Source organism: Limnospira sp. PMC 289.06, assembly GCF_032350395.1.
In the GTDB taxonomy this organism is placed as follows: domain Bacteria; phylum Cyanobacteriota; class Cyanobacteriia; order Cyanobacteriales; family Microcoleaceae; genus Limnospira; species Limnospira platensis.
Map to the genome: position 1 here is coordinate 1 of NZ_JARPLC010000089.1, position 21,372 is coordinate 21,372.

The 21,372-nt window shown below is 44.6% G+C and carries 16 protein-coding genes and 1 pseudogene; 4 read left to right on the forward strand and 13 right to left on the reverse strand.

The annotated features are described in order from the left end of the window. Positions 1-390: 390 nt before the first annotated feature. Together P5674_RS16830 and P5674_RS16835 are read left to right on the forward strand one after the other, a co-directional pair. Positions 391-1,047: a hypothetical protein gene (locus tag P5674_RS16830; RefSeq protein WP_006616623.1), complete on the forward strand. Its 657-nt coding sequence runs from the start codon at positions 391-393 to the stop codon at positions 1,045-1,047. 170 nt (positions 1,048-1,217) lie between these two features. Then, entirely contained in the window at positions 1,218-2,945 is a 1,728-nt protein-coding gene (locus P5674_RS16835; protein ID WP_126277472.1) for a hemolysin family protein, read from the forward strand. Positions 2,946-2,989: 44 nt separating this feature from the next. Here P5674_RS16835 and P5674_RS16840 read toward each other — a convergent pair whose 3' ends face one another. Then, positions 2,990-4,324, reverse strand: a complete 1,335-nt coding sequence (locus tag P5674_RS16840; RefSeq protein ID WP_014274762.1) for a methylglyoxal synthase — start codon at positions 4,322-4,324, stop codon at positions 2,990-2,992. 166 nt (positions 4,325-4,490) lie between these two features. Here P5674_RS16840 and P5674_RS16845 point away from each other — a divergent pair, with 166 nt between their 5' ends. Beyond that, on the forward strand, positions 4,491-6,854 hold the full coding sequence (locus P5674_RS16845) for a heavy metal translocating P-type ATPase (RefSeq protein WP_315670111.1): 2,364 nt from the start codon (positions 4,491-4,493) through the stop codon (positions 6,852-6,854). A gap of 43 nt (positions 6,855-6,897) precedes the next feature. Here the strand turns inward: P5674_RS16845 and P5674_RS16850 are convergent, their stop codons facing one another. Then, complete coding sequence (locus P5674_RS16850) at positions 6,898-7,455, reverse strand: Uma2 family endonuclease (protein WP_035736256.1); 558 nt, start codon at positions 7,453-7,455, stop codon at positions 6,898-6,900. A 295-nt stretch (positions 7,456-7,750) separates the two neighbouring features. On the opposite strand from P5674_RS16850, the gene P5674_RS16855 reads away from it, so the two are divergent. Next, positions 7,751-8,239, forward strand: a complete 489-nt coding sequence (locus P5674_RS16855) for a hypothetical protein (protein WP_035736259.1) — start codon at positions 7,751-7,753, stop codon at positions 8,237-8,239. Between the two features lie 79 nt (positions 8,240-8,318). Here the strand turns inward: P5674_RS16855 and P5674_RS16860 are convergent, their stop codons facing one another. The 11 genes and pseudogenes from P5674_RS16860 to P5674_RS26635 all read right to left on the reverse strand — a co-directional run. Beyond that, positions 8,319-12,257, reverse strand: a complete 3,939-nt coding sequence (locus tag P5674_RS16860; protein WP_315670112.1) for a tubulin-like doman-containing protein — start codon at positions 12,255-12,257, stop codon at positions 8,319-8,321. A 23-nt stretch (positions 12,258-12,280) separates the two neighbouring features. Next, positions 12,281-12,592 carry a nucleotidyltransferase family protein gene (locus P5674_RS16865; RefSeq protein ID WP_006616151.1) on the reverse strand — a complete coding sequence of 104 codons (312 nt, stop codon included), beginning with the start codon at positions 12,590-12,592 and terminating at the stop codon, positions 12,281-12,283. After that, the gene (locus tag P5674_RS16870) at positions 12,582-12,926 is read right to left on the reverse strand and encodes a HepT-like ribonuclease domain-containing protein (protein ID WP_014274767.1); all 345 of its coding nucleotides are present in this window, start codon (positions 12,924-12,926) and stop codon (positions 12,582-12,584) included. The genes P5674_RS16865 and P5674_RS16870 overlap by 11 nt, the downstream gene beginning before the upstream one ends. Further along, entirely contained in the window at positions 12,923-13,213 is a 291-nt protein-coding gene (locus tag P5674_RS16875; protein WP_014274768.1) for a nucleotidyltransferase family protein, read from the reverse strand. The genes P5674_RS16870 and P5674_RS16875 overlap by 4 nt, the downstream gene beginning before the upstream one ends. Further along, positions 13,210-13,413 carry a hypothetical protein gene (locus P5674_RS16880; RefSeq protein ID WP_014274769.1) on the reverse strand — a complete coding sequence of 68 codons (204 nt, stop codon included), beginning with the start codon at positions 13,411-13,413 and terminating at the stop codon, positions 13,210-13,212. Before P5674_RS16880 ends, P5674_RS16875 begins: the two co-directional genes overlap by 4 nt. 110 nt (positions 13,414-13,523) lie before the next feature. Next, a complete protein-coding gene (locus P5674_RS16885) occupies positions 13,524-14,747 on the reverse strand; it encodes a CoxE (protein ID WP_315670113.1) in 1,224 nt (407 codons plus the stop codon). A gap of 8 nt (positions 14,748-14,755) precedes the next feature. Next, on the reverse strand, positions 14,756-15,718 hold the full coding sequence (locus P5674_RS16890; protein ID WP_315670114.1) for a MoxR family ATPase: 963 nt from the start codon (positions 15,716-15,718) through the stop codon (positions 14,756-14,758). Then, on the reverse strand, positions 15,703-17,394 hold the full coding sequence (locus tag P5674_RS16895) for a hypothetical protein (RefSeq protein ID WP_315670115.1): 1,692 nt from the start codon (positions 17,392-17,394) through the stop codon (positions 15,703-15,705). The genes P5674_RS16890 and P5674_RS16895 overlap by 16 nt, the downstream gene beginning before the upstream one ends. 38 nt (positions 17,395-17,432) lie before the next feature. Further along, positions 17,433-18,968: a GTPase HflX gene (hflX, locus tag P5674_RS16900; RefSeq protein WP_014274772.1), complete on the reverse strand. Its 1,536-nt coding sequence runs from the start codon at positions 18,966-18,968 to the stop codon at positions 17,433-17,435. Positions 18,969-19,275: 307 nt separating this feature from the next. After that, positions 19,276-21,108, reverse strand: a complete 1,833-nt coding sequence (locus P5674_RS16905; RefSeq protein ID WP_043468107.1) for an iron uptake porin — start codon at positions 21,106-21,108, stop codon at positions 19,276-19,278. A 191-nt stretch (positions 21,109-21,299) separates the two neighbouring features. Further along, positions 21,300-21,372, reverse strand: a pseudogene (locus P5674_RS26635) (zinc ribbon domain-containing protein); the annotation flags it as partial.

The following is a 21,372-nucleotide window of genomic DNA, read 5'->3' on the forward strand; positions in this document are numbered from 1 at the left end:
TCAAGCCGGACATTTGGTTTCCCTAATCATGGATGGTTGGCAGTGGTCTCGATTCCGGTGTTGGGTTACACCTCGGAGCCTTCCGTTCCCCGCTTCAATCCTGGGGTTATGATTCCCAAAACTGGGGGTGGCTATCGCCGTTACTCTCTACTCCCTGATTTCTCAGTTGGTTTATGACCTTGAGTTCCCTGCCTTGCTTAGATTTCTCCAAGCGTCGGGACATATAAACAGTTATGAGGATGGTCAGGAGTGCGCTCCTTATATCCAACCGAGGGGTTGGAGTCCCCACCAGGCGGTTATTTTGGGTATTACAACCCTATTTCATGCCTGAACGTCTCGCACATAGTATATATAGTATCACAGGAGATCAGCTTGAATTCAACAGTAATCATGACAATTGTACTGCTGGTTATGATGTTTGGAGCGGGTATCTTCAGTTCTTCGACAGGATATAAACTCGGTCGTGATGCACTCAAGGAAATCACTCAGCCAGACGTGCGACCCAGCAACATTACCGATCGCATTAATAACTCATCTTCCCGTCAAGAAGGAGTTAAACTACTCAGAGAAGAAGATATTATCGCTCAAGTCAAAAAACGCATAGCAGCAGGGGGTGTTGATCCAGATCCCCCAGATCAACCCCAAGCCCAGGAGAAACCCGAAGAAGAGAATCAGGCGCAACCGGAAACCACTAACCAAGTTGTATTTCCTATTGTTAGCCGTGATGGGGGTGTAACTCTGGAAATCACCTCTACCCAACGCCGCAGTAATTCTTTACAGCTAAATGTCAATCTCAAAAATGAAGGTGATCAATCAGTGCGGTTTCTTTACAGCTTCCTGAATGTAACTGATAACCAGGGACGAGCTTTAAGTGCTAGTGTAGATTCTCTACCTGGTCAACTACCACCAGGAAGTCAAACTTATACTGGAACTATTGCCATCTCTACCGCTTTGCTAGATAATGTTCAGGAACTCGCTATCAGTTTAACTGACTATCCAGATCAAAAATTGCAATTACAAATGTCGGGTATTCCTGTTGTTCAATAAACAAGTTAATCATCTTGTATATGGGAACATCTCCCGGTGTTCCCTATCAACAATAATATGAAATTTAGTAATCTTTGCTACAGCGTATACCCCGTAAGTCTCGGTAAAAAAGGAGAGGATATCTGGCAGATATTTAATGGTTTGATGTCGGTCAATAAAAAGCGCACTTAATGCTAGAAATGGAGATGGTTTTTGGTCAATTTAGCGAGACAAGTGCCTTGGCTGACCTATCGGGATTAACACTGACGGCTCAAGATATTTTTGGGCGATTATTATCGGTGTTTTTGCTGATTGCTATTAATGCCTTTTTTGTGACGGCTGAATTTTCGATGGTGTCCGTAAGACGATCGCGAATTAGCCAATTAGTTGATGAAGGAGATCTACCAGCCCTCACGGTTCAACATTTACAAAGACGCATCGATTTACTGCTGTCTACTACCCAATTTGGGATTACTCTGTCGAGTCTGGCTTTAGGTTGGATTGGTGAATCGACAATGGCGGTGTTGATTCGCCAGATACTTACTAAAATTCCTCTACACCAATTCCAAGTGGCGATCGCTCATTCCCTGGCGATTCCAATTGTCACCTTTTTTATGCTGGCTTATCTGCAAATTGTTCTGGGGGAATTAGTTCCCAAATCTCTGGCGCTATTATATCCCGAACAAATCGCGAGAATGTTGGCTCCTTCCTCTTTGGCGATCGCTCGATTTTTTAAGCCATTTGTCTGGTGTTTAAATCAGTCTACCCGGTTTTTATTACGTCTGTGTGGGATTAACTACACCGGACAACCTTACACCCGCGTAACCCCTGAAGAATTACAACTAATTATCACTACATCTAGTGAATCTATGGGTTTGGAAGCCGAGGAAAGACAGTTACTTAATAATGTGTTTGAATTTGGGGATGTACTAGCTGAAGAAATTATGATTCCCCGAACCAGTATTGTCTCCCTTCCTAGCACCGCCACCTTTCAACACCTCCTGGAAGAAATGGCAGTTTGTAATCATTCTCGTTACCCTATTACCGGGGAATCCTTAGATGATATTTTGGGGATTTTAGATTTTCGGGACTTAGCCAAACCTTTAGCCGAAAGACAGCTTTCTGAGGAGACACCCATCCTAACTTGGATTCGGGCTGCTAGGTTTATTTCTGAGCAAATGTTACTCAGTGAATTATTACCCCTAATGCAGCGATCGCAACAGGAAATGGCTATTGTTGTAGATGAGTTTGGCGGTACAGCCGGACTGGTAACCATTAACGATTTAATCTCCGAAATTATTGGGGATGGCTCCGAATTAGCCGAACATGAAGATGTGAATATTCAGTTTGTCGATGACCAGACCTTTTTAGTACAGGCGCAGTTGAGTGTTGAAGAAATTAACGAACTGTTGAATTTGGATTTACCCCTCAATGAGGAGTATCAAACTTTGGGAGGTTTTCTCACCTATTACCTGCAAAAAATCCCCGCCGTTGGCGAAGTCTTCACCTACAAAAATATCCAATTTAAAGTAGTTTTAGTAGTCGGTCCCCGTTTGGAACAAATCCAAATTTATCAGTCGGAAACTGAAACCACATCAGATGCTGATCAGACCATTGCGGAACTGTTAGAGTCGGGAGACTCTGACGACACCGGAACCGATAGTTTAACCGCTATTGATGAAATCTCACCCCCACCGGATAATCATACCTCCGACAGCTCCGATAATTCCGCATCAGAAAAAACCGAGACTGATTATACCATTGCGGAACTGTTAGAGTCGGGAAACTCTGACGACACCGGAACCGATAGTTTAACCGCCATTGATGAAATCTCACCCCCACCGGATAATCATACCTCCGACAGCTCCGATAATTCCCCCTCCGAAAAAACCGAGGCTGATCATAACCGCAACCCTTAAACCCTTCCCCCTCTTAGAAGGAAGCCGACGAGGGGGAAAAACTGTTAACTATCAGCCTCTGCTAAAGTTTCTGGTTCCTGGTTATTGGTTTGAGGAATCACCGTCGGCGCGAGAATCTTTAAACCGTTGGGAATACATTTAATTTCCAGGGGTGTGGTGCCGATAATTTCACCATCTAGGACAACTTTTTGAGGGGGTTCAGTTTTCACCTTAACCTTACTGGCGCGTAACCCAATCATATTATCCCGCTGGGTTCCAGTTTTCAGCAAAGCCGACCCAAACAGTTCTACCATACCAGCGATCGCCCTAACCTTAGTAAATTTCTGATTGTCGTTTTCGTTAGTAGCAAAAATCAACACCTCTAACTTCCCATCGTTAGGGATAACCTCTCCCAAACCTTGAGCTAAAATTGACGTGGGGGGAGCCGCATTAGCAACAGTCACAGCACCCGAACGAACCCGACTGGTAGTTCCATCAATCTCAATTTCCGTGTCAAAAACGACTTGTTCATCGAGTTGTTGTAATCCCGCCATTATATAAGCCAGAGCCCCCCAACGCTGCTTAGTTTCTCGATCAGCCTTATCAATGGTTTCGGCTTCATAACCAATTCCAGCCAATAGAATCATAGGGCGATCGTTACAAGTAGCCATGTCAACCGTGCGAGTTACCCCAGCGATAATATTATTACAAGCCCCCCGAATATTCCCAGGAATCCCCATAGCCATACAAAAAGCATTAGCTGTTCCGCGCGGAATGATACCCAGAGAGATATCTGTTCCCATCACCGCACCAGCCACCGCTGAGACCGTCCCATCCCCTCCAGAAGCAATAACCATATCCACCCCGGAATCAACCGCTTCCTGAGCCAACTGTTGGGCGCTAATGGTAGGAGTCGTGAAGGATACCTTGAGATAAATATGGGGTTCTAACAATTGTCGAATTAAAACCAGGTCCTGTTGAGAGTTACCCGTCCCCGAAACCGGGTTAAAAATCAGATGAGCCGACCGACTACGGGTGAGACCGCTTAACATAGCCCTAGCAGTAGCGCGGTTGGTGGCGAGCGGTACATTTTGCAGGTTACAAGCGCGAATCAATACTTGAATTTCTGGGGAGGATAAGTTAAAACCAGGATCGAGGAAGAAAATTACAGCCGCGATTTCCGTTTCCTGTAGGATGCGATAGGCTAGTTCAATATCTCCTCCGTGATGGAGAGACGATAGCACCTGCACCTCTACTCCGGTTCCCTGTAGGAGGTATTGGGCGGTTCTTTCTGGGGCGATTAGTTCGTAGAAGGACAAAGCCACAGTATTCTCTTCTACAAAGCTGACCAGTTGCTCCCGTTGGCTGTCATGGGCGATTAAGGCGATGGTTGTAGACATGGGGGGTTAATAGTTGACAATTGAAAGTTGATGGTTGACAGTGAACAATTATCAATTATTTGGAGATCAATTTCACAAATTCCCGTAAATGTTTCTGTCCTCACTGTTCTGGGGGCTGTTTCTCCCCAAATATCCATCATTGGCTGATATCTAAGGTATCCATTCTATGCAATTAAATCCCCAAACTATATCAGAGCAGCAGTTAACCTCAACTACCCTACCTACCCAGACGATTATTTTGGATGTTGGGGGAATGAAATGTGCTGGTTGTGTGATGGCGGTAGAACGCCAATTAAACCAGCAGCCAGGGGTGATTGCTGTCCGGGTTAATTTAGCCACAGAAGTGGCGACGGTTGAATGTGAACCCGGTACAGTCGATCCACAAAAACTAGCTGATATTCTAACAGAAACGGGATTTAATAGTCAACTGCGTTATGGGTCTGCTGCTAACCAAAAGCTAACTTTTAAGGAACGTCACCGCCAAGAAATGCGCGACCAAATTGGGCGGGTGGTTATTTGTGGTGTGCTGATTTTTCTGTCGGGAATTGGTCACTTTCATCAAATGGGTTGGGGACCGATTCCGGTAGTGAGTAATATTTGGTTTCACTGGGGATTAGCAACTTTAGCTTTAATGTTTCCCGGTCGATCGCTTATTGTGGATGGGGTGCGTAGTCTGGCGCGAAATGCTCCTAATATGAATACCCTCGTGGGACTGGGTACTATTAGCGCCTATACTGCTAGTTTGGTGGCTCTGTTATTTCCCCGGTTGGGTTGGCAATGTTTTTTTGATGAACCTGTGATGCTGTTGGGGTTTATTTTACTGGGAAAAACCCTCGAACAACAAGCGAGATTTAGGGCGGCTCAGGCTTTTGAGTCTTTGTGGGCTTTGCAACCGACAACGGCTCAGGTGATTCTGTCAACACAACTGCAGGAAACCACTCAGGAAAATTCGGCGATCGCCTGGTCATCTCCGACGGTGGAGGTTCCGGCTGAACAGGTGCGGGTGGGGGATTTGGTTAAGGTTTTTCCCGGTGATAAAATCCCCGTTGATGGTAGGGTGATTATGGGGAGTAGTACGGTCGATGAGTCGATGCTAACCGGAGAGTCTTTCCCGGTGACTAAACAACCGGATTTGATGGTTTGTGCGGGAACTTTAAACCAGTCGGGGGCGCTGATAATTGCCACGACTCGCACGGGAGAAGAAACTACGGTTTCCCAAATTATTAGTTTGGTAGAAACTGCTCAAACTCGGAAAGCGCCCATTCAATTTTTGGCGGATAAGGTGGCGGGATATTTTACTTATCTGGTCATGGGTTTGGCGGCGCTGACTCTGATTTTTTGGTACACAATTGGCACTTATATTTGGCCGGAGGTGATGACCTCGGGAGGGGTGAATTTGGCGGTTGATGCGCCTTTGCTATTGAGTCTAAAATTGGCGATCGCTGTTTTGGTGATTGCTTGTCCCTGTGCTTTGGGACTGGCTACCCCCACCGCCATTTTAGTGGGTTCTGCTATCGGTGCGGAACGGGGTTTATTGATTAAAGGTGGTGATATCTTGGAGAGGGTTCACCAATTGGATACTGTAGTTTTTGATAAGACCGGAACTTTGACGACCGCTTCTCCCCAGGTGACTACCTGCGTCAGTTTGTCTCACGGCTTTAGTGATGACCGGATTTTACAATTGGCGGCGGCGGTCGAACAGGGAACCCATCACCCGATCGCTACCGCTATCTGTAGAGCCGTAGAAGGGCGTAACCTGCCTACCATAGATGCCGAGGGTTTTGTGACTCAGACGGGGCTTGGTGCGGCTGCTATGGTCGATGGAGAGAGAATTTGGGTGGGTAGTGCAGAAGGTTTGAGCCGCTGTGGGGTGACTTTAGGGGAGTCGGTGTTATCGATAATTCCACCAGGACAAACGGTGGTCTATGTGACTGTGGCTGAGGAGTTGGTGGGGGTGATTGGTATTTGCGATCGCCTCAAGTCTGATGCTAAAATGACGGTGGAACGACTCCAACAAATGGGGTTAAATGTAGTTTTACTCACAGGCGATCGCTTTTCGGTAGCCGAGGCGATCGCTTCTGAGTTAGAATTATCTCCTGAGTCTGTGCGGGCAGAAGTGCGACCGGAAGATAAAGCTAAGGCGATCGCTTCTTACCAACAGCAGGGACACCGGGTGGCTATGGTGGGAGACGGCATTAATGATGCTCCGGCTTTGGCTCAGGCTGATGTGGCGATCGCTTTGGGAAGCGGAACTGATGTGGCGATCGAAACTGCTGATATTGTACTCATAGGAGACGCACTCATGGACGTGGTGGAGTCTATTCGCTTGAGTCAACAAACATTCAATAAAATTCGCCAAAACCTCTTCTGGGCTTTTGCTTATAATACCATCGGTTTACCCATGGCGGCTGGTGTCCTCCTACCAGGTTTTGGCATAGTTCTCAGTCCGGCGGTAGCAGCCGCTTTTATGGCTTTTAGTTCGGTGAGTGTAGTCACCAATTCCCTACTGTTACGCCGCCAGTTTCATTAGGCAGATTTTACCCCATCAATAAAATCCTAGCCGGAATAGCTGGTTATATAACCGCTGAAATTATCGCCGCCACCGGAATGGTAAGATCAGGAAAAGCCAGGGGCGAAACTTCTCCAGAAGTCAGGGTTATTTTAGAACCATATTCCCGTCCCCTCGGTTCCCGGTTAATAATTAACTCCCCCGTTTGTAAATTCACCAGCCAATATTCCGGGATACCAGCCTCAGCATAGAGATGATATTTCACTGTTTTATCTTTCTGTAGGCTGCTGTTCGCATATTCAATCACCCAGAAAATATTTTCCGGGTAGGGGTGATGACTCAGATATTCTCGACCCAGAGGCGCGACAATAGCGATATCCGGTTCGGGTTCGGAGTCGTTGAGGAGGGTAATGGGTTTGGCTGGACTGACTAGAGCGCGATCGCCTAAAATACGAGTAAGATAAGATCCAGCCGCGCGACTAAAAAAGGCATGGGATTCACCTTCTGGGGACATTTCGACAATTTCTCCGGCTAGTAATTCCACAGGACGACCTACCAGCAACCCCGTTTTAATCATGTGATGATAATCGTCTAAACTCCATTTTAGCGTTGAGAGAACCATATTTTTTGTATTGATAGGCTGTATCTAGGGCGTGACGGATTATGCCACCCTATTCTAACATAATTTAACCCAAATTCCATCTTTTGTTTAACCAACTTGAGGATTCATCTCCGTATTTTCCGGGTGATATACCGGTTCGCTGGATTGGTGAGGTAATTTTCAAAGCCCCTCTCCCCTATTGGGAGAGGGGTTTGGGGTGAGGGCTGTACCTTATGGATATGAGAAACGCTATATAATCAGACTGAGAGTTAAAATCTCACCTGTAGCTTGCACTCAATCCTAGTTATCCGCCAAAATGAGTACATCTCCTCAACCGCCTAAATACGTCAGTGATTTAATGGAACTCTATGGTAGTTCCTATGGAAAAATCGTAGATTCCGGGGTTTTTTATGATATCCTGGAGCCAGAAGTTGACCTGGAAAAGGTAGCATTCGACCATCTTAGGAAGTTTGTAGGACCTAAGTTTTTTGAACCGAATGAATTAGGCTGGCGGCGTGGCTGGCAGCTACTTTATCGCCGCCCGGAAGGGGAACCCGGCAATATTGTCAAAGAGTTTGAAGATGTTTATGATATCCTGGAAAGGGTTTTGGAAAGGTTCCTGAATCCTTTGGGGGGGAATGATTACGAAACAGCACCCCTAAAATTGGCGATCGCCTTTGATAGTCCAGAGGTTACGGATTTAAGAATTTATCAAATCCATGATGAGGATATCCTGAATGGACGCTTAATCATTAGTCGCCGCGCCAATGGTGAGACCACCACCCTAATTTTTATCTGTGACTAAACCGGACAATAAACCCAGTTTCTGGGTAGTTATATATCTGTAAAATTAAGTTTTGATTATTTCAATTATCCACAAAATTTCAAGACATTTTATGTCCACAATTAGAGCAGTAATTATCAGTAACACGCATGACATAACCACAATTATCACAATTTTTAAATTCAGTATTTTGGGATTCACTAATAAGTTTATGTATAGCAATAAATTCCCCAATGATTGTTTTTTCTTTCAGATACATGGGGTGATCATTATTGTTCCGAAACTCAGTTTTGAGTCGTTCGGCTAAAAAGTCTTGCAGTTGTTTGCCCAGTTGTTGTTTTTGGGATTCTGTTTCGGCTTGGTCGAGTAATTCATTAAGCTGTCGTTCGACTTCTTGTCTGTCTTCTCGACAATCGGGTAATTGCAGAACTTGCACTGTATCTTCCCAATTGGCTGCTACAGTTACTTTATCTTCACCCAATTTAGTCATAATGCGGTAACGAATCACATCTTGTTTGGTTTTTTTGTTGATTTCCTGACGCAAAATCTCAAAAGCACGGGCAATTAAAACTAACTGTTCAATGGTGGGGTCGGGGCGATGAAAATCCCAAAAAACCATATCTTTTTGAATGTGAACGGGAGCGGGTAATTTAGCATTCATACCTTTGAGAAGATCTCGTTCAGCTTGAATTCGTTCACCTCGCCATTTTTGGTAGGCTTTGCGGAGATTTTCGGTTCCAGCCATGCATCGCAAAGAAAAGCCAGCAATTTCATGGGTGCCTAGAATTTTATGCCGTTCTCGTTTACTCAAAGGCGCGATCGCATCTGTCTGGACAAAAAATTTCTTCAGTAGAGGAACCTGTTGCTGTGCTGCTGTTTCCGGGGTATTTTCCCCTCCGACAATTCCCGCGAGATGAAATTGAATATAGTTAAATCCACCCTCTTGAGGGATAGCTGTATCCAAACGAATTAAGGGTTTAGACAAGTTAAATAAACGTTGAATCTCTCGTTGTCGATCTTGGGTTCCCGGGTACAGTCGCATAAAACGGGTGCAAGCATCCATTTCGGTGTACAGTTTACTGTTGGCGGGTGCTTCCTGAATTTTCCGTCGGGTGAATTGTTCAACTACATCCTCAAACTGGGGATATTGAAGCTCATCAATGCGAGCCACATCCAGAAGATGAAATTCTTGTTGACCATAGGCAGATTGAGTCCAGAATTTGCTGTTTTGGCTGGCGACTTTTATATCCTGAGTGAGTTGGCTAAAGAGGATATCCAGCCCTTGAGACTTGCTAATAAAATCATCGTAAAGTTCTTTCAACTCCCGTCGTTCAAACAGTTTGAGTCCAACTAATTCCAATTGTTCGATGTAATTCTCAGATTGAGCGATCAAGTCACGATACTTAGTTTCTGAACCTGAAATTCGCCCAGTCCATCGGTCAACTTCATTTTCAACCTCTTGAATGACATCAAGAAAGCGGTTTTGAATGTTAACAGCCATCAGACGAGACTGGCGTTGCAAGGTGGCTTGGAAACTTTTTTCAATCCCGGCAATTGCCTGATAGCACCATTTTTTCATTTTATTTTCTTTGTTTGCCATCCAGCGATCGCTAAATTCATCAATTTGAGAACTCGCTTGGTTGTATTCTGCTAAAGCAGCTTTTTCAAGATTTTTCCAAGTTCTTTCGGCTTCCCGTTGCAATTTTTCAATTTCCATTTGTAAGCTGGTTCGCATTTGCTCTAGGAGTGCCTTGATAGCGCGAGCCCCTTGGCTCTTATCTTCTAAATAGTCGTAGATTTTTTCTTTAAAAGTTTGTGCTGTTTCCTGAAACAGTTTTTCCCCATTGTCCTGCATTCTTTGAAGGAAGTCACCGCGTCTTCTTTGGTCATCTCGGAGATGATCTAAGCGATATTCTTCAACAGTTGGATTAAGGTAACGGCTCACAAACTCCAAAACTTTACCTGTTTCTTTGGCAAAAGGATTGGGAAGTTGGGCGGTACATTTCAATCGTTGTTCAACGTTGATATTATTCTCTAGTTGCTTAGTCCATTGTTCGATAACGACTACATAATTCTTCCCCTCTGGATTAAGTAAAATCTCATTCCGCAGTTCTTCACTAGACAACTTCAGTTCTTTGAGTTCAGCTTCTGCCTCTTGTTGAACATCACTAGGAAGTTGAACATTCGCATTCAGCCACCACTGATATAAGTCAGCGGCTAACTTTACAGCAAGCGCTTTCCGAATGGCATGAACTGGAATCTCAATACTAGCAATACCAAAACTAAAAAAGTTGCAAGGGTAACTTCTGTAAATGGCTTGTGCTTGAGAGTTTCTAGCTTGATCTAAAGATGTTCCAATCTGCCTGTTTATATTATCTCTAATACTTCTTTTGTAGCTAGAAAAATCTGAAACTAAATCCAGAAAAATTTGTTGAGCCATCATTTCCTGAATAGTTTCAATTTTTAAACTCACCTCTTGGTTGCTAGTTCCTGTTAGATATAAATAATCATAGGGAGGGCGATTTTCTATGATTCGAGTATTTTCTGATAAACCATACTTAACATTATATGTGTTGTTCCGATCGGAAAAATAGTTTAACTCCATGAGAGCAGCATAACCATTTTCCTGAATGTTAATATTGCCACCAATTCCTAAAAAAGCATCGGGGGTGGGAATAATAGCTGTAGTTTCCAATCTCTGCCCTTGAAACCAATTTCGCAAGCAATAACCTAAATCAATCAGCATTCCACTACCCGTTCCTCCAGAGATAGAACCAACGACAAAAATATTCAATTTAGGTTCTACGGTCAAAACATCACCATCAATCGTTAGTTGATTTCGACCTACAGTAATTCTTGTGATAGCCTGCTGACATTTGTTCCGAATTTTTTCATGGTTATAAAAAAAGGCAAAGCGTCCGCAAGCTCGAATTTGACCGGCTCCTTGTTCTGAAACTAAGTTTTGCGGAGTCAGTTCCGGGGGAAGCCAGTCATAATACCAAGAATAGGTCGTGGGATTTTCCTTGATTTTTTTAGCTTCGTCAAAGGTTACACTAGCCCAGAACTTTTCGTAATCTTCCAGTGGTGGGCCAGCCATTTCTGGTTTTTTGGCTTGAGGTTTTTCATCGGTATCGATATGTAAAAAAGCAACGACAGGAAGTTTTTCTAAACTACCGTAGGATTCCACAATCAGACGGCGAACACGACTTATAACTTTTAAACCTGTCCCACCGACACCAATAATTAATGTAGGAACAATGGTTCCTATATCGCTTTTTTTATCAAGTGCAGTAAGATTTTGATAAGACGACTGTTGAGATTGAGTTTCAGCTTCAATGAAATTTAAAATTTCCGTGGGAATGTTAAGAGTAATACCGGCAATTGATAATGAATTACCTTGGATTGACAATTGCGAAATTTGTTTTTTTGCTTCCTCAAACTTCTTGCGTCGATAATGCCCCATTGCCCTGGCAAAAATTCGCAGGCGGTCAAACTCTTTGAGATTCGGTTGATAAATCATCTCCGTCAGCGTCGAAAGTCGCATCAAATCCCTAGGATTTTCTTCATACGCCCGCCGGAAAGCCTCCGCCAATAACTCCACTGATTTCTGAGGTTCGGCATAAGCCCAAGCCGCCCAACTTTGCGACTCGGCAAACTCCCGGTCATAACTATCCTGACTGTCTAAATCTTTCTGCACATACTGCAATAAAAAACACGCCACTTCCTTCAGGCGTTTCTCTGTAAATCGAGGATTAGCTTTCAACTGGTCTAACAATTCTTGGCGGACTGTCGCATCCATTTCATACAATTCATGCCCCACCTCATCACACAAACTCGATAGAATTAAATCCGAAACCGCAATCCAAGGAATCTCGATAAATTCCCCCTGAATATCCCGCCGAAAATTCGTCCAAATCTGATACAGCAAATCGGGAGTTATCGCCAAAGGTAACGCCGCATGATAAGCTAAAAAAAGGTGAGGCTCCTTAAACCTTTTCTTAAAAGCATTAATCCGACGTATAGCAGCTTCTAGTTCCATGAGTGGGAGTCCATTTTAATCGTTTACTGATTGCCAAAATCTGACAAACTAATCGCCTCTGCTATAACTTTTTCCCGAATAAAATAATGTAATGATTTAGTCGTGACTACATCAACTTTGCGATTTAAGAGTTGTTCTAAATCTTGAATCAGTCCCACCGGAAACCAAGAGGATATTTTAGCTAAATCATAATCAATCAAAAAATCAATATCACTATCCTCCCGTTCTTCCCCCCTCGCCACCGACCCAAATATCCGCACATTGAACGCCCCATGCTGTTGTGCAAGGGCTAAAATTTCATCTCGTCTTTGTTGCAATTGTTCTTTAATTTTCATGATGAAGTGCCGATAAGATTACTAATATTTTTTGTTTCAATTCGGGTAAATTCTGTTCAACAACATTCCAAACTTCTTCTAAATTAATATCGTCGTAGTCGTGAATCAGCACATCTCGCAATCCCGCCATTCTGCGCCAAGGAATCTCTGGATAACTTTGCCTCAACTCTGGAGAAAGTCGCTTAACTGCTTCTCCAATCACTTCAAAACTACGAATCACCCCATCCTGAATCAAAAGAGATTGCATAAATTCTATTCTCCCTCCCTCTGAATAAGTCTCAATCCGACAGATGCGATCGTAAATATCTTGTAAATATATTTCATCATCTGTCATAGCGGAATCGCCTGATTGATAATCCGTTCTCTAAAATACTCCCGTAAGTTTTTAACCGTCGTGACATCAACTTTTCGGTTTAACAAGTCCTCTAAATCTTGGATTAAGGCAATTCTATCCAATAAACTGCAATTACTGTTCATTTCCACCAAAAAATCAATATCACTATCCTCCCGTTCTTCCCCCCTCGCCACGGAACCAAATATCCGCACATTGAACGCCCCATGTTGTTGTGCAACCGCTAAAATTTCATCTCGTCTTTGTTGTAATTCATCTTTGAGTTTCATCGCGTCATCCCATCCTCCGTAACCAGTCGAATCATACGGGGATGCAATTCCTCATCGGGAAAATGGCAACGCACCGCGTCTCTAACTTCTAATTTGAGCCTATCTAAATTATCAGCTTGAGTGATAATTGATTCTCCTAATGCTTGAGCTACATATCCTTCTTCTGCATCACATTCCACCCAAAAAATAATTTCATTCATGCCTAGACAACCTCTTAAACAATTAATCATAACTACCCAGTTAATCCCGTTCAGTTATCCCTTGACAGTCTGCCTAATTAAGATTTATAATGGGAATGGTTGCTCTAATTTTATGACCAACTCACTGGATTTCCCCGTAACACCTTAACGGCATTTTGTAACCCAAGGCGATCGCATTCAAACATCGGGATTAACTTATCAATTTCCCCAGCCGTAGACATTGCCCACCGTTCCCTCGGTACAGGATTCACCCACACCAGATAACGTAAGTGTTGCTGACACTGCCCCAGGAATCTCTCAGTCAATTGTAACCTATCCTCACTATATCCCCCCCGTGCCGCGCCAGCATCGCTAAAAATCAGCAGACAAGCGCGATTGGGAGATAATCCCCTTAACATCTCCTCCACCCTCACCGCCTCAGAATATCCCGGCTTCCCATAAACATAATCCACCGGACAATTATGGAAATAATAAACCCGCGATGCGCCTAACTTTCCCCCCCGCGTCGCAGTTTCTTTAAGTCTATCCCCCAAAGGATGAAAAGCCACCATTGAACCATCAACATCCAACAACAAAACCAACTCAACCCGATTCCTTCGTTGCGGCACCAACACCGGTTCTAAGAAAAACCCATCCCGGATAATCTTTTCTATGGTTGCCGTCACATCTAATTCAACTAATGGACCCTCCCGAATCGGACGGCGTAAATAACGCCAAGTTTGTTTCATTTTCCTTTTCGTTAACGGCAAATAATCCGAATATAACAAAAACTGTTCACTGGTTATGGTTTTCAGTAACTGTACCTCATCATCTATTTCTACCGCCACCTCTTGCGGCATAAATTCAGATTCAGCCGGTTCTGATTTTTCAGCTTCCGAAGATGGCTGAGTTGGTGGTTGTTCTTGAATTTCTGGAATCTGTTGATTTTCTGGTTCTAATTGTTGATTTGTTAATGGCTCATTAGTCGGTTTGGTGATAATTTTTTTGAGAGAGTCTAACCAGGACCTCAGTAGAGACTTTGATGGTGTCAATTGGACTGGTGGCTGTGTTATCGGAATCGCTGGTTTTGCGGCGGTAGGTTTCTCGACTGTTACCAATGGATTATCAAGGGGTTTAGACATCACCTCCTTAAAATAAGAATTGAAAATTTTTTCATCTTCAACCGACTTCACCCACAAAGTTTTACAGAGTCTTTTTAACGCCGCTTCATCCTCAATGCCAAACCCTTTCATCAACGCTTCTAACAGCAGTTCATATTCATCAATCCCCAACACCCAACCCGCTTGACGCAGCTTATCAAACAACTCTCGCAGGGGTAAATCATTAACTTTCATCCTTCCCCCTACAATTTGCTTAAATAAAGTCGGTGGTCATCCCAACTTTTCAGTAAAACCCCCAAACAGGGAAGTTTACCCTGTAACTGTTTCAGCACCTCATCATGAGGATATCGACGCAGGACATCAAACCAATCAATCAACTCAATGGTACTGATATTTTTACCCCTTTGTCCTTTTTCCTTATCCAACAACTCCCGCAATTCCGAGAACTTCGCCACCACTTCTTGAATCAACTGATTTTCGTCGGGGTCGGGAATCGTTGATTTATCTTCGGTAACCCCAAAAAAGCGAGCAATAATAATCTCAATTAACCGTTCTTTATTGGGAAACTCAATATAATGAAATAAACAGCGCCTTAAAAAAGCATCCGGTAAATCTCGTTCCTGATTACTGGTAATCAAAATAATCGGAGGATGTTTAGCAGTCTTTTCCTTTTTCATTTCGGGGATAGTAAAGCGTTTTTCGTCTAACTCCAATAATAAATCATTGGGGAAATCAATATCCGCCTTGTCAATTTCATCAATCAATAAAACCGTGGTTTTATCGCTGAGAAAAGCCTCCCCAAGTTTACCCAATTCTACATAGGTTTTAGGGTCTTTAATCCGCCGGATTTCTTCCGGGTCAGTAATTTGACCTAACCCCAGTAGTTGAGAGTCCCGCAGTCTGGCTAAATTATTATAGGTATAGAGTCCATCTTGGGCGCGACTGGTGGATTTAATCGTCCAGCAGAGATAGGGTAAGCCCAACTCATAGGCGACAGCTTGGGCTAATTTCGTTTTACCACAACCGGGTTCACCTTGCAGCAGCAAAGGACGCTGTAAAATAATGGCTAAATTAACGGCTTCCACAAGTTCATCACTGGGTAAATAGGGATAAACTCGCTGTCCATTCTCCTTATGGTCTGTAGGAGGGTGAACTTTTCCGGTATAGCGTAAGTTGTCTGGAGGTGTTGTTAATATTTCATCCATTTTGATGCACAGTCTTCCCATGAAGTTTTACAGAGAGAGCAGATTGTTTCAAGGATACATTGATGAAGTCCATTTTGACTGTCTCGAAAAACCTCATCAACTAAACTATCAGTATATTCGAGTAGTTTTTCGGCACCACAACATAATTCTAGCCAAATTGATAATTGTCGGCGTGTTATGGGTTGTATGTCCATCAATTTAATCAGAGTTTGGGGAATTAACTCTGAGGTCGGATCTTGAGTATAAGCAATATTCCAATCATTGGGATATCCATCTTGATCTAGCAAAAATAAAAGTAAACTGTAGTTTTCATTAGTCGTCCCTCTCTCACGAGCTAACTGGGCTAATGGTTGCCAAAAATCTTGCAAAAATTCCTCAAGATAAGATTCTTCAACATCCTTAGTATTTTCAACAATTAAAATCACCGTTTCAGATTGCCACACTTCCCAAATTTTTTGATGAATGGCTGTGACTGAACTGGTGATTTCTATTTGAAATTTACGACTAATCTCTTGCAAAACAGTATCTAAAGAGCTAGTATAAATCCGGCGAGAAAACTTGATTTTTTGCACACAATTACAATTATATGTGTTGCCGTTGGGAACATGGCGAATCAAACGATGGAGCAACCAACGGGGTGCGCTTTCATACGAACCGTGAACTAAACAAGCTCCAATTTGATGATTTTCCACAAACTCTTTAAACAAATTCGCCTGTTTATCATAATCTAACTGTAGTAAGGCTTTCAGTAGTTTCTCCTTGGTGGTTTCGCGAGGGTGAGGCTGCATCATCTCCTTGATATCGTCGAGCTTTTTGGATTGCTCGTCGAGCTTTTCGGAGATTCTTTCCTGCTGCTGTTGGGTTCCGGTTAACTGCTGTTCTATCTGTTCGAGTTTTGCCAAGAAAATTGGGGCAATTTCACCCAGTTGGGCTACTTGTTGCCGAATTCCTGTTATAAGTTGAATCATTAACCCAGCAAAGGCTTTACCATCGGCTTTAAAGTCCTGTTTTAAGGCTTCTCGTAAGACTCGCGGAAATTCTTTCTGGAGTAATTCCGCAACATATTGGCGCACATAATCCGGCAAATCAACGCCTTTCTGTGACTCTACCGCCTTTAAATCTAATTTGGCTAAAATATTCCGCCACTCTTCAACGGTCAAAATTTCCGCTTGAGTTAACCCTTCTTCTGTGGGGGTAATAATTAAGGGAATTTCTCCCTCGGTTAACTGTTGATATTTAGATTGAGCAAATTCAAAACGCGCCAATTCTACCCATTTTTCTGTAGCTTGGGCGGCTATCATTTTTAGATGTTCGGAATAGTCTTTATTATAATCTTTGAAATTGCGGTTATTATACTGTTGGGCAGCCAGTAAAATAATTTGAGCGATCGCCTTTCCACAAACGCGAATTAAATCCTCATTCTCTAACGGAACGTGATCAGAACCCCTTGGGTCAAAATTATCAATAGCATTAGCCGTGTTACCCGCCGTCACACTGCTAATCATTTCGCCCACTTTGGTCAAGATGTCTTGACCTTTGTCAGTCGATAAAAAAGCGACCGGGAGGGTCAACCCCGGTAATAAGACGGAAGCCCCAAAACATATTCCCCCATAAATCGCTACCCGACAAAGCGATCGCCCAATGGTCATAAGTAATTGACTAGAAAGCCCCCCCATTTTACCACAATAGGCGATCGCCTATTGAGGAAATCGACTTATTGATTAGCGATCGCATAATCAATCAACTGTGCCATTCGGAGGCGGAGAGTTTCCAAACCCAGCGCATTAGCAGCAGAAATAAACACAGCTTGGGGGTATTCTTCCTGGGCAAAACGGAGAGTTTCCCCATCCACAGAATCGATTTTATTAAAAGCCAATAAAGCCGGACCCGGAGTAATCGGCATTTGAGTTAAAATCTCCATAACCGATTGAATTTGTGCCTGCCAAGCCGGGTGAGATAAATCTACCAAATGCAGCAGCACATCAGCATCAGTCACCTCCTCTAAAGTAGCCCGAAAAGCATCAATTAAAGCCGGGGGTAATTCATGAATAAACCCCACCGTATCAGTAATTACAATATTTTGGGGTTCTTCCGTCACCGCATCCGGGATAGTTAGGCGGCGGCTAGTCGGGTCGAGAGTAGCAAACAATTGGTCAGCCGCGTAAATTTCCGAAGCCGTGAGAACATTAAGCAAAGTAGACTTACCCGCATTCGTATAGCCCACAATAGCCAATGTAGGAACCTCCTGGCGTTGGCGACGTTGGCGGAGACGGGCACGATGGGCCTGTAGTTGGTTAACCTCCTGCTGAAGGCGGGCGATGCGCCGCTGAATGGCTCGTCTTTCCGTTTCTAGTTTAGTTTCCCCAGGTCCACGAGTACCAATACCGCCACCTAACCGAGACATAGCCTGACCCCTTCCCGTGAGACGCGGTAGACTGTATTCTAGCTGCGCCAGTTCAACCTGTAATTTTCCCGCCCCAGACTGGGCGCGTTGGGCGAAAATATCTAAGATAACTTCCGTGCGATCGACTACTCGGACTCCAATGCGGGTTTCCAAATTACGGACTTGCGCGGGAGATAAACTGCGATCGAAAACAATTAACGTCGCCCCCAGAGTTTGCGCCGCCAGGGCAATTTCCTGAGTTTTTCCCTCTCCGACTACGGTTTGGGGATGGGGACGCGATCGCTTTTGGCGCAGAGTTTGCAGGACAATACCCCCCGCAGTATCCACCAGCCGCCCTAATTCCGCTAACCCTTCTTCAAATCTCTGGGTGGAAATTTTGTCAGTTTGTACCCCCACCAATAGCACCCTATCTTGGTCAGAGTTGACATCAAGGGCGACAAATTCCCGCTGAAATTCCGCTTCTAGTCCATCTACCAAATCCAGGAAATCTTGGTTAGAGAGAACATCAAGACTCATGGGGGATGAAACATAATAGGGTACTGGAGCCAGAGGACTATCAAGTTGGGTCTGGTTTTCCCCTTCCCCTTGGGGCAATAAATGGGCGAGATAGGCTTCTTTCACATAACCTGTGCCACCCCCCCCTCGACGTTCAAACCCGCTTCCGGTCAGGGTCAAAATTGCCAAAACATCTAACCGTTGCATAGCCATGGCCGTTAAGACTGACTCCCTAGGTAGATCAGATTTTAACTGGGTGGCTATACACCGAATACCACTGAGGCGACCGTTACCGTAGCGGGGCAATTCTAGGGCAGGAATGCGGGTCTGACTGACAGTGCCTACTCCCACCCTAATCACCTGCCCACGGCGGTTTATATAGGCGCAGACGGGCTCCTTGATGTCTGTACTTACCCCCGCTAGTCGCTGGGCAAATTCTGAAGTGGTAATGCGATCGCCTGGGAGTTTTTGATGGTACAGGCGTTGCAGTTGTTTAAGCTGACTCGGTTTGAGACCTTGCAGGTTTCCGTGTATGGTTTCGATTGGATCTCCTTTTTGTTGGCTAACTTTTCCCTAAGATATAACAAAAAAATGAGTTTTGAGAACCGATATGGGGTCGCTCAAAACTCAAGGCGCTAACATCTGAATGGAACCGGGCTTAGAACTGGAATGTCGTTCTCAGGGTTCCCACGAAAATGGTCGCATTGCGATCGTTATGACCAGGATTGGTGATAAAGTATCCTCCCGGAGTAATCGAAATATACTCGCTGAAGGGGAAGTGATAGAAGGCTTCAATGTGCAGCGAAGTATCACTATTTTCTAGGCTTGGTCTGTCATGGTTCGTAACTTTAGGAGGCATTCCCACAATTAATGCGCCTGTGTCGCCTTCTCGGAGTAAATCGGGGAAACCAAGAGTTACCGCCCAGTTGAGAATAGTCGCGCTATCACTGCCATTATTCTGTTGGTTAGCCCAGGTAGCACCGAACCAACCCCCTAACTGGAAGCTGTTAGCCAGCCGCCAATTAAATTGCAAACCTAGGTTATCACTGGTGGTGGCGTTATCACCAAAGGGGCGATCGGCAATCCAGCTACCAGTCCCGCCAGCTACCTCTACACCGCCGTTAGTGAAATACTTGCGGGCATATTCTACCGCAAATCCCAGTTTTTCCGTCGGTTCAAACACAAACTGAGCCGATGCTGTATTACTACCGTTAAATAAGCCATTACCAGCAGTAGCATCCGATGCGTTACCAGCTAAATAACTCAGATTCAATCGGTAACGGTCTCGATCGCCAAAGGCAAAGTTAGCCCCTACCCCGGCTCCTTCTGGACCTCGGAAAATCGCCGGGTTGCGCTGTCCAAACATGGAAATTGAACCCGTACCGTCACTATTAAAGGGGGTGAGAATTTCCATGGTGTCATCTAAATCGAGGCTGTTAGCACCGATAAAGATTTGCGCCCGGTTATTGAAAGCTGGGAAACGGTAGTATAAATCATCCAGCTCTACCCCGTTGGAAGTCCCATCAAAGGGAGTCCGAGCCATCAGGCTATTGGTTAGGTCGAAGTCGCTCAGGTTCGGATTGTCGTAAACCTGTAAACGGGTTTTTAACAGATCCCGCCCGGTGAAGCTAGTATCGAAGTCTAAGCGAACTCGATAGCCAAGATAGGTTTGGGTCGGGTCACTATTGCGGCGGCTAAAGGGACCTCCAGCCACGTTATGTCTAGCGCGATCGCCAAAGCTATCACCCGGCCAAAAGACGACTTCCCCATGCAGCTTGGTTGTCGTGGAGAATTGGTTAGCTTCTAATTCCGCAGTACGAGCTTCTAACACCGTTACCCGTCCGCGAATGCTGGCTAATTCCGCCGCGAACTCTTCCATCAGTCGCTGCATTTTTGCCAGGTCTTCCCGAGTCACTAGGTCCGCTGTGGCGGCGTTAATTAATTCGTTAACCCTTTCCAAACAGGCGTTAACCCCCGCTGCAAATTCAAAACGGGTTAAGGCACGGTTTCCTCGGAATGTCCCATCTGGATAACCTGCAATACAACCATAGCGCTCAACCAAGGACTGGAGTGCTTGGAATGCCCAATCTGTAGGCTGTACGTCCGACAACTGGGAAACTGAAGTCACCTGAGACTGTCTCCGGCTTTGTCCTTCTCGACCGTATTGATTGAGCTGATTTAGGGTATTCCCATTGGCGTTGGGAGCATCTAGGTCAGCGAGGGGAATTTCTTGGTACGCTTTGCCCACGACTGAGTTAGCCTGGGAAAATGCACCGCCAGCATGGGGGTTCACTGGAACTTGAGCTAGTTGCTGCGGTAAGTCTGCTGTCACATCCTCGATAGATGCGATCGTGATAGCGTTGTTTGTCGTTAATTCTGTTTCTCCTGTCTCAGTAGCCGAAATTTCCGCCACCGCAGGTAGAGAGGCTAATAGACTAGCTCCCAATACTGCTGGACTGAGCAGCCAAAGATTTAATGATCGTTTCGACACTCTCTCTCTCCTCACACGGATAACTTGGTTGATAAGGTTTCGCAACGAGGAGATCAAAACCTCCCCTCGCTATTTTATACACCCTAGATTCGCCTTCCGGAAGCCCAGGTCTATAATATAACCAATTTACGCGCTACACCCTCCCGTCATCGAATCCAAGATTACGATGAGGGCTTCCCTACCTGATACATTTACGCGACATTTTTCGGGTTGTTCCCGGACAATGCGACGATAGCACTATTACCCGTTAAGGTAACAGAGGCG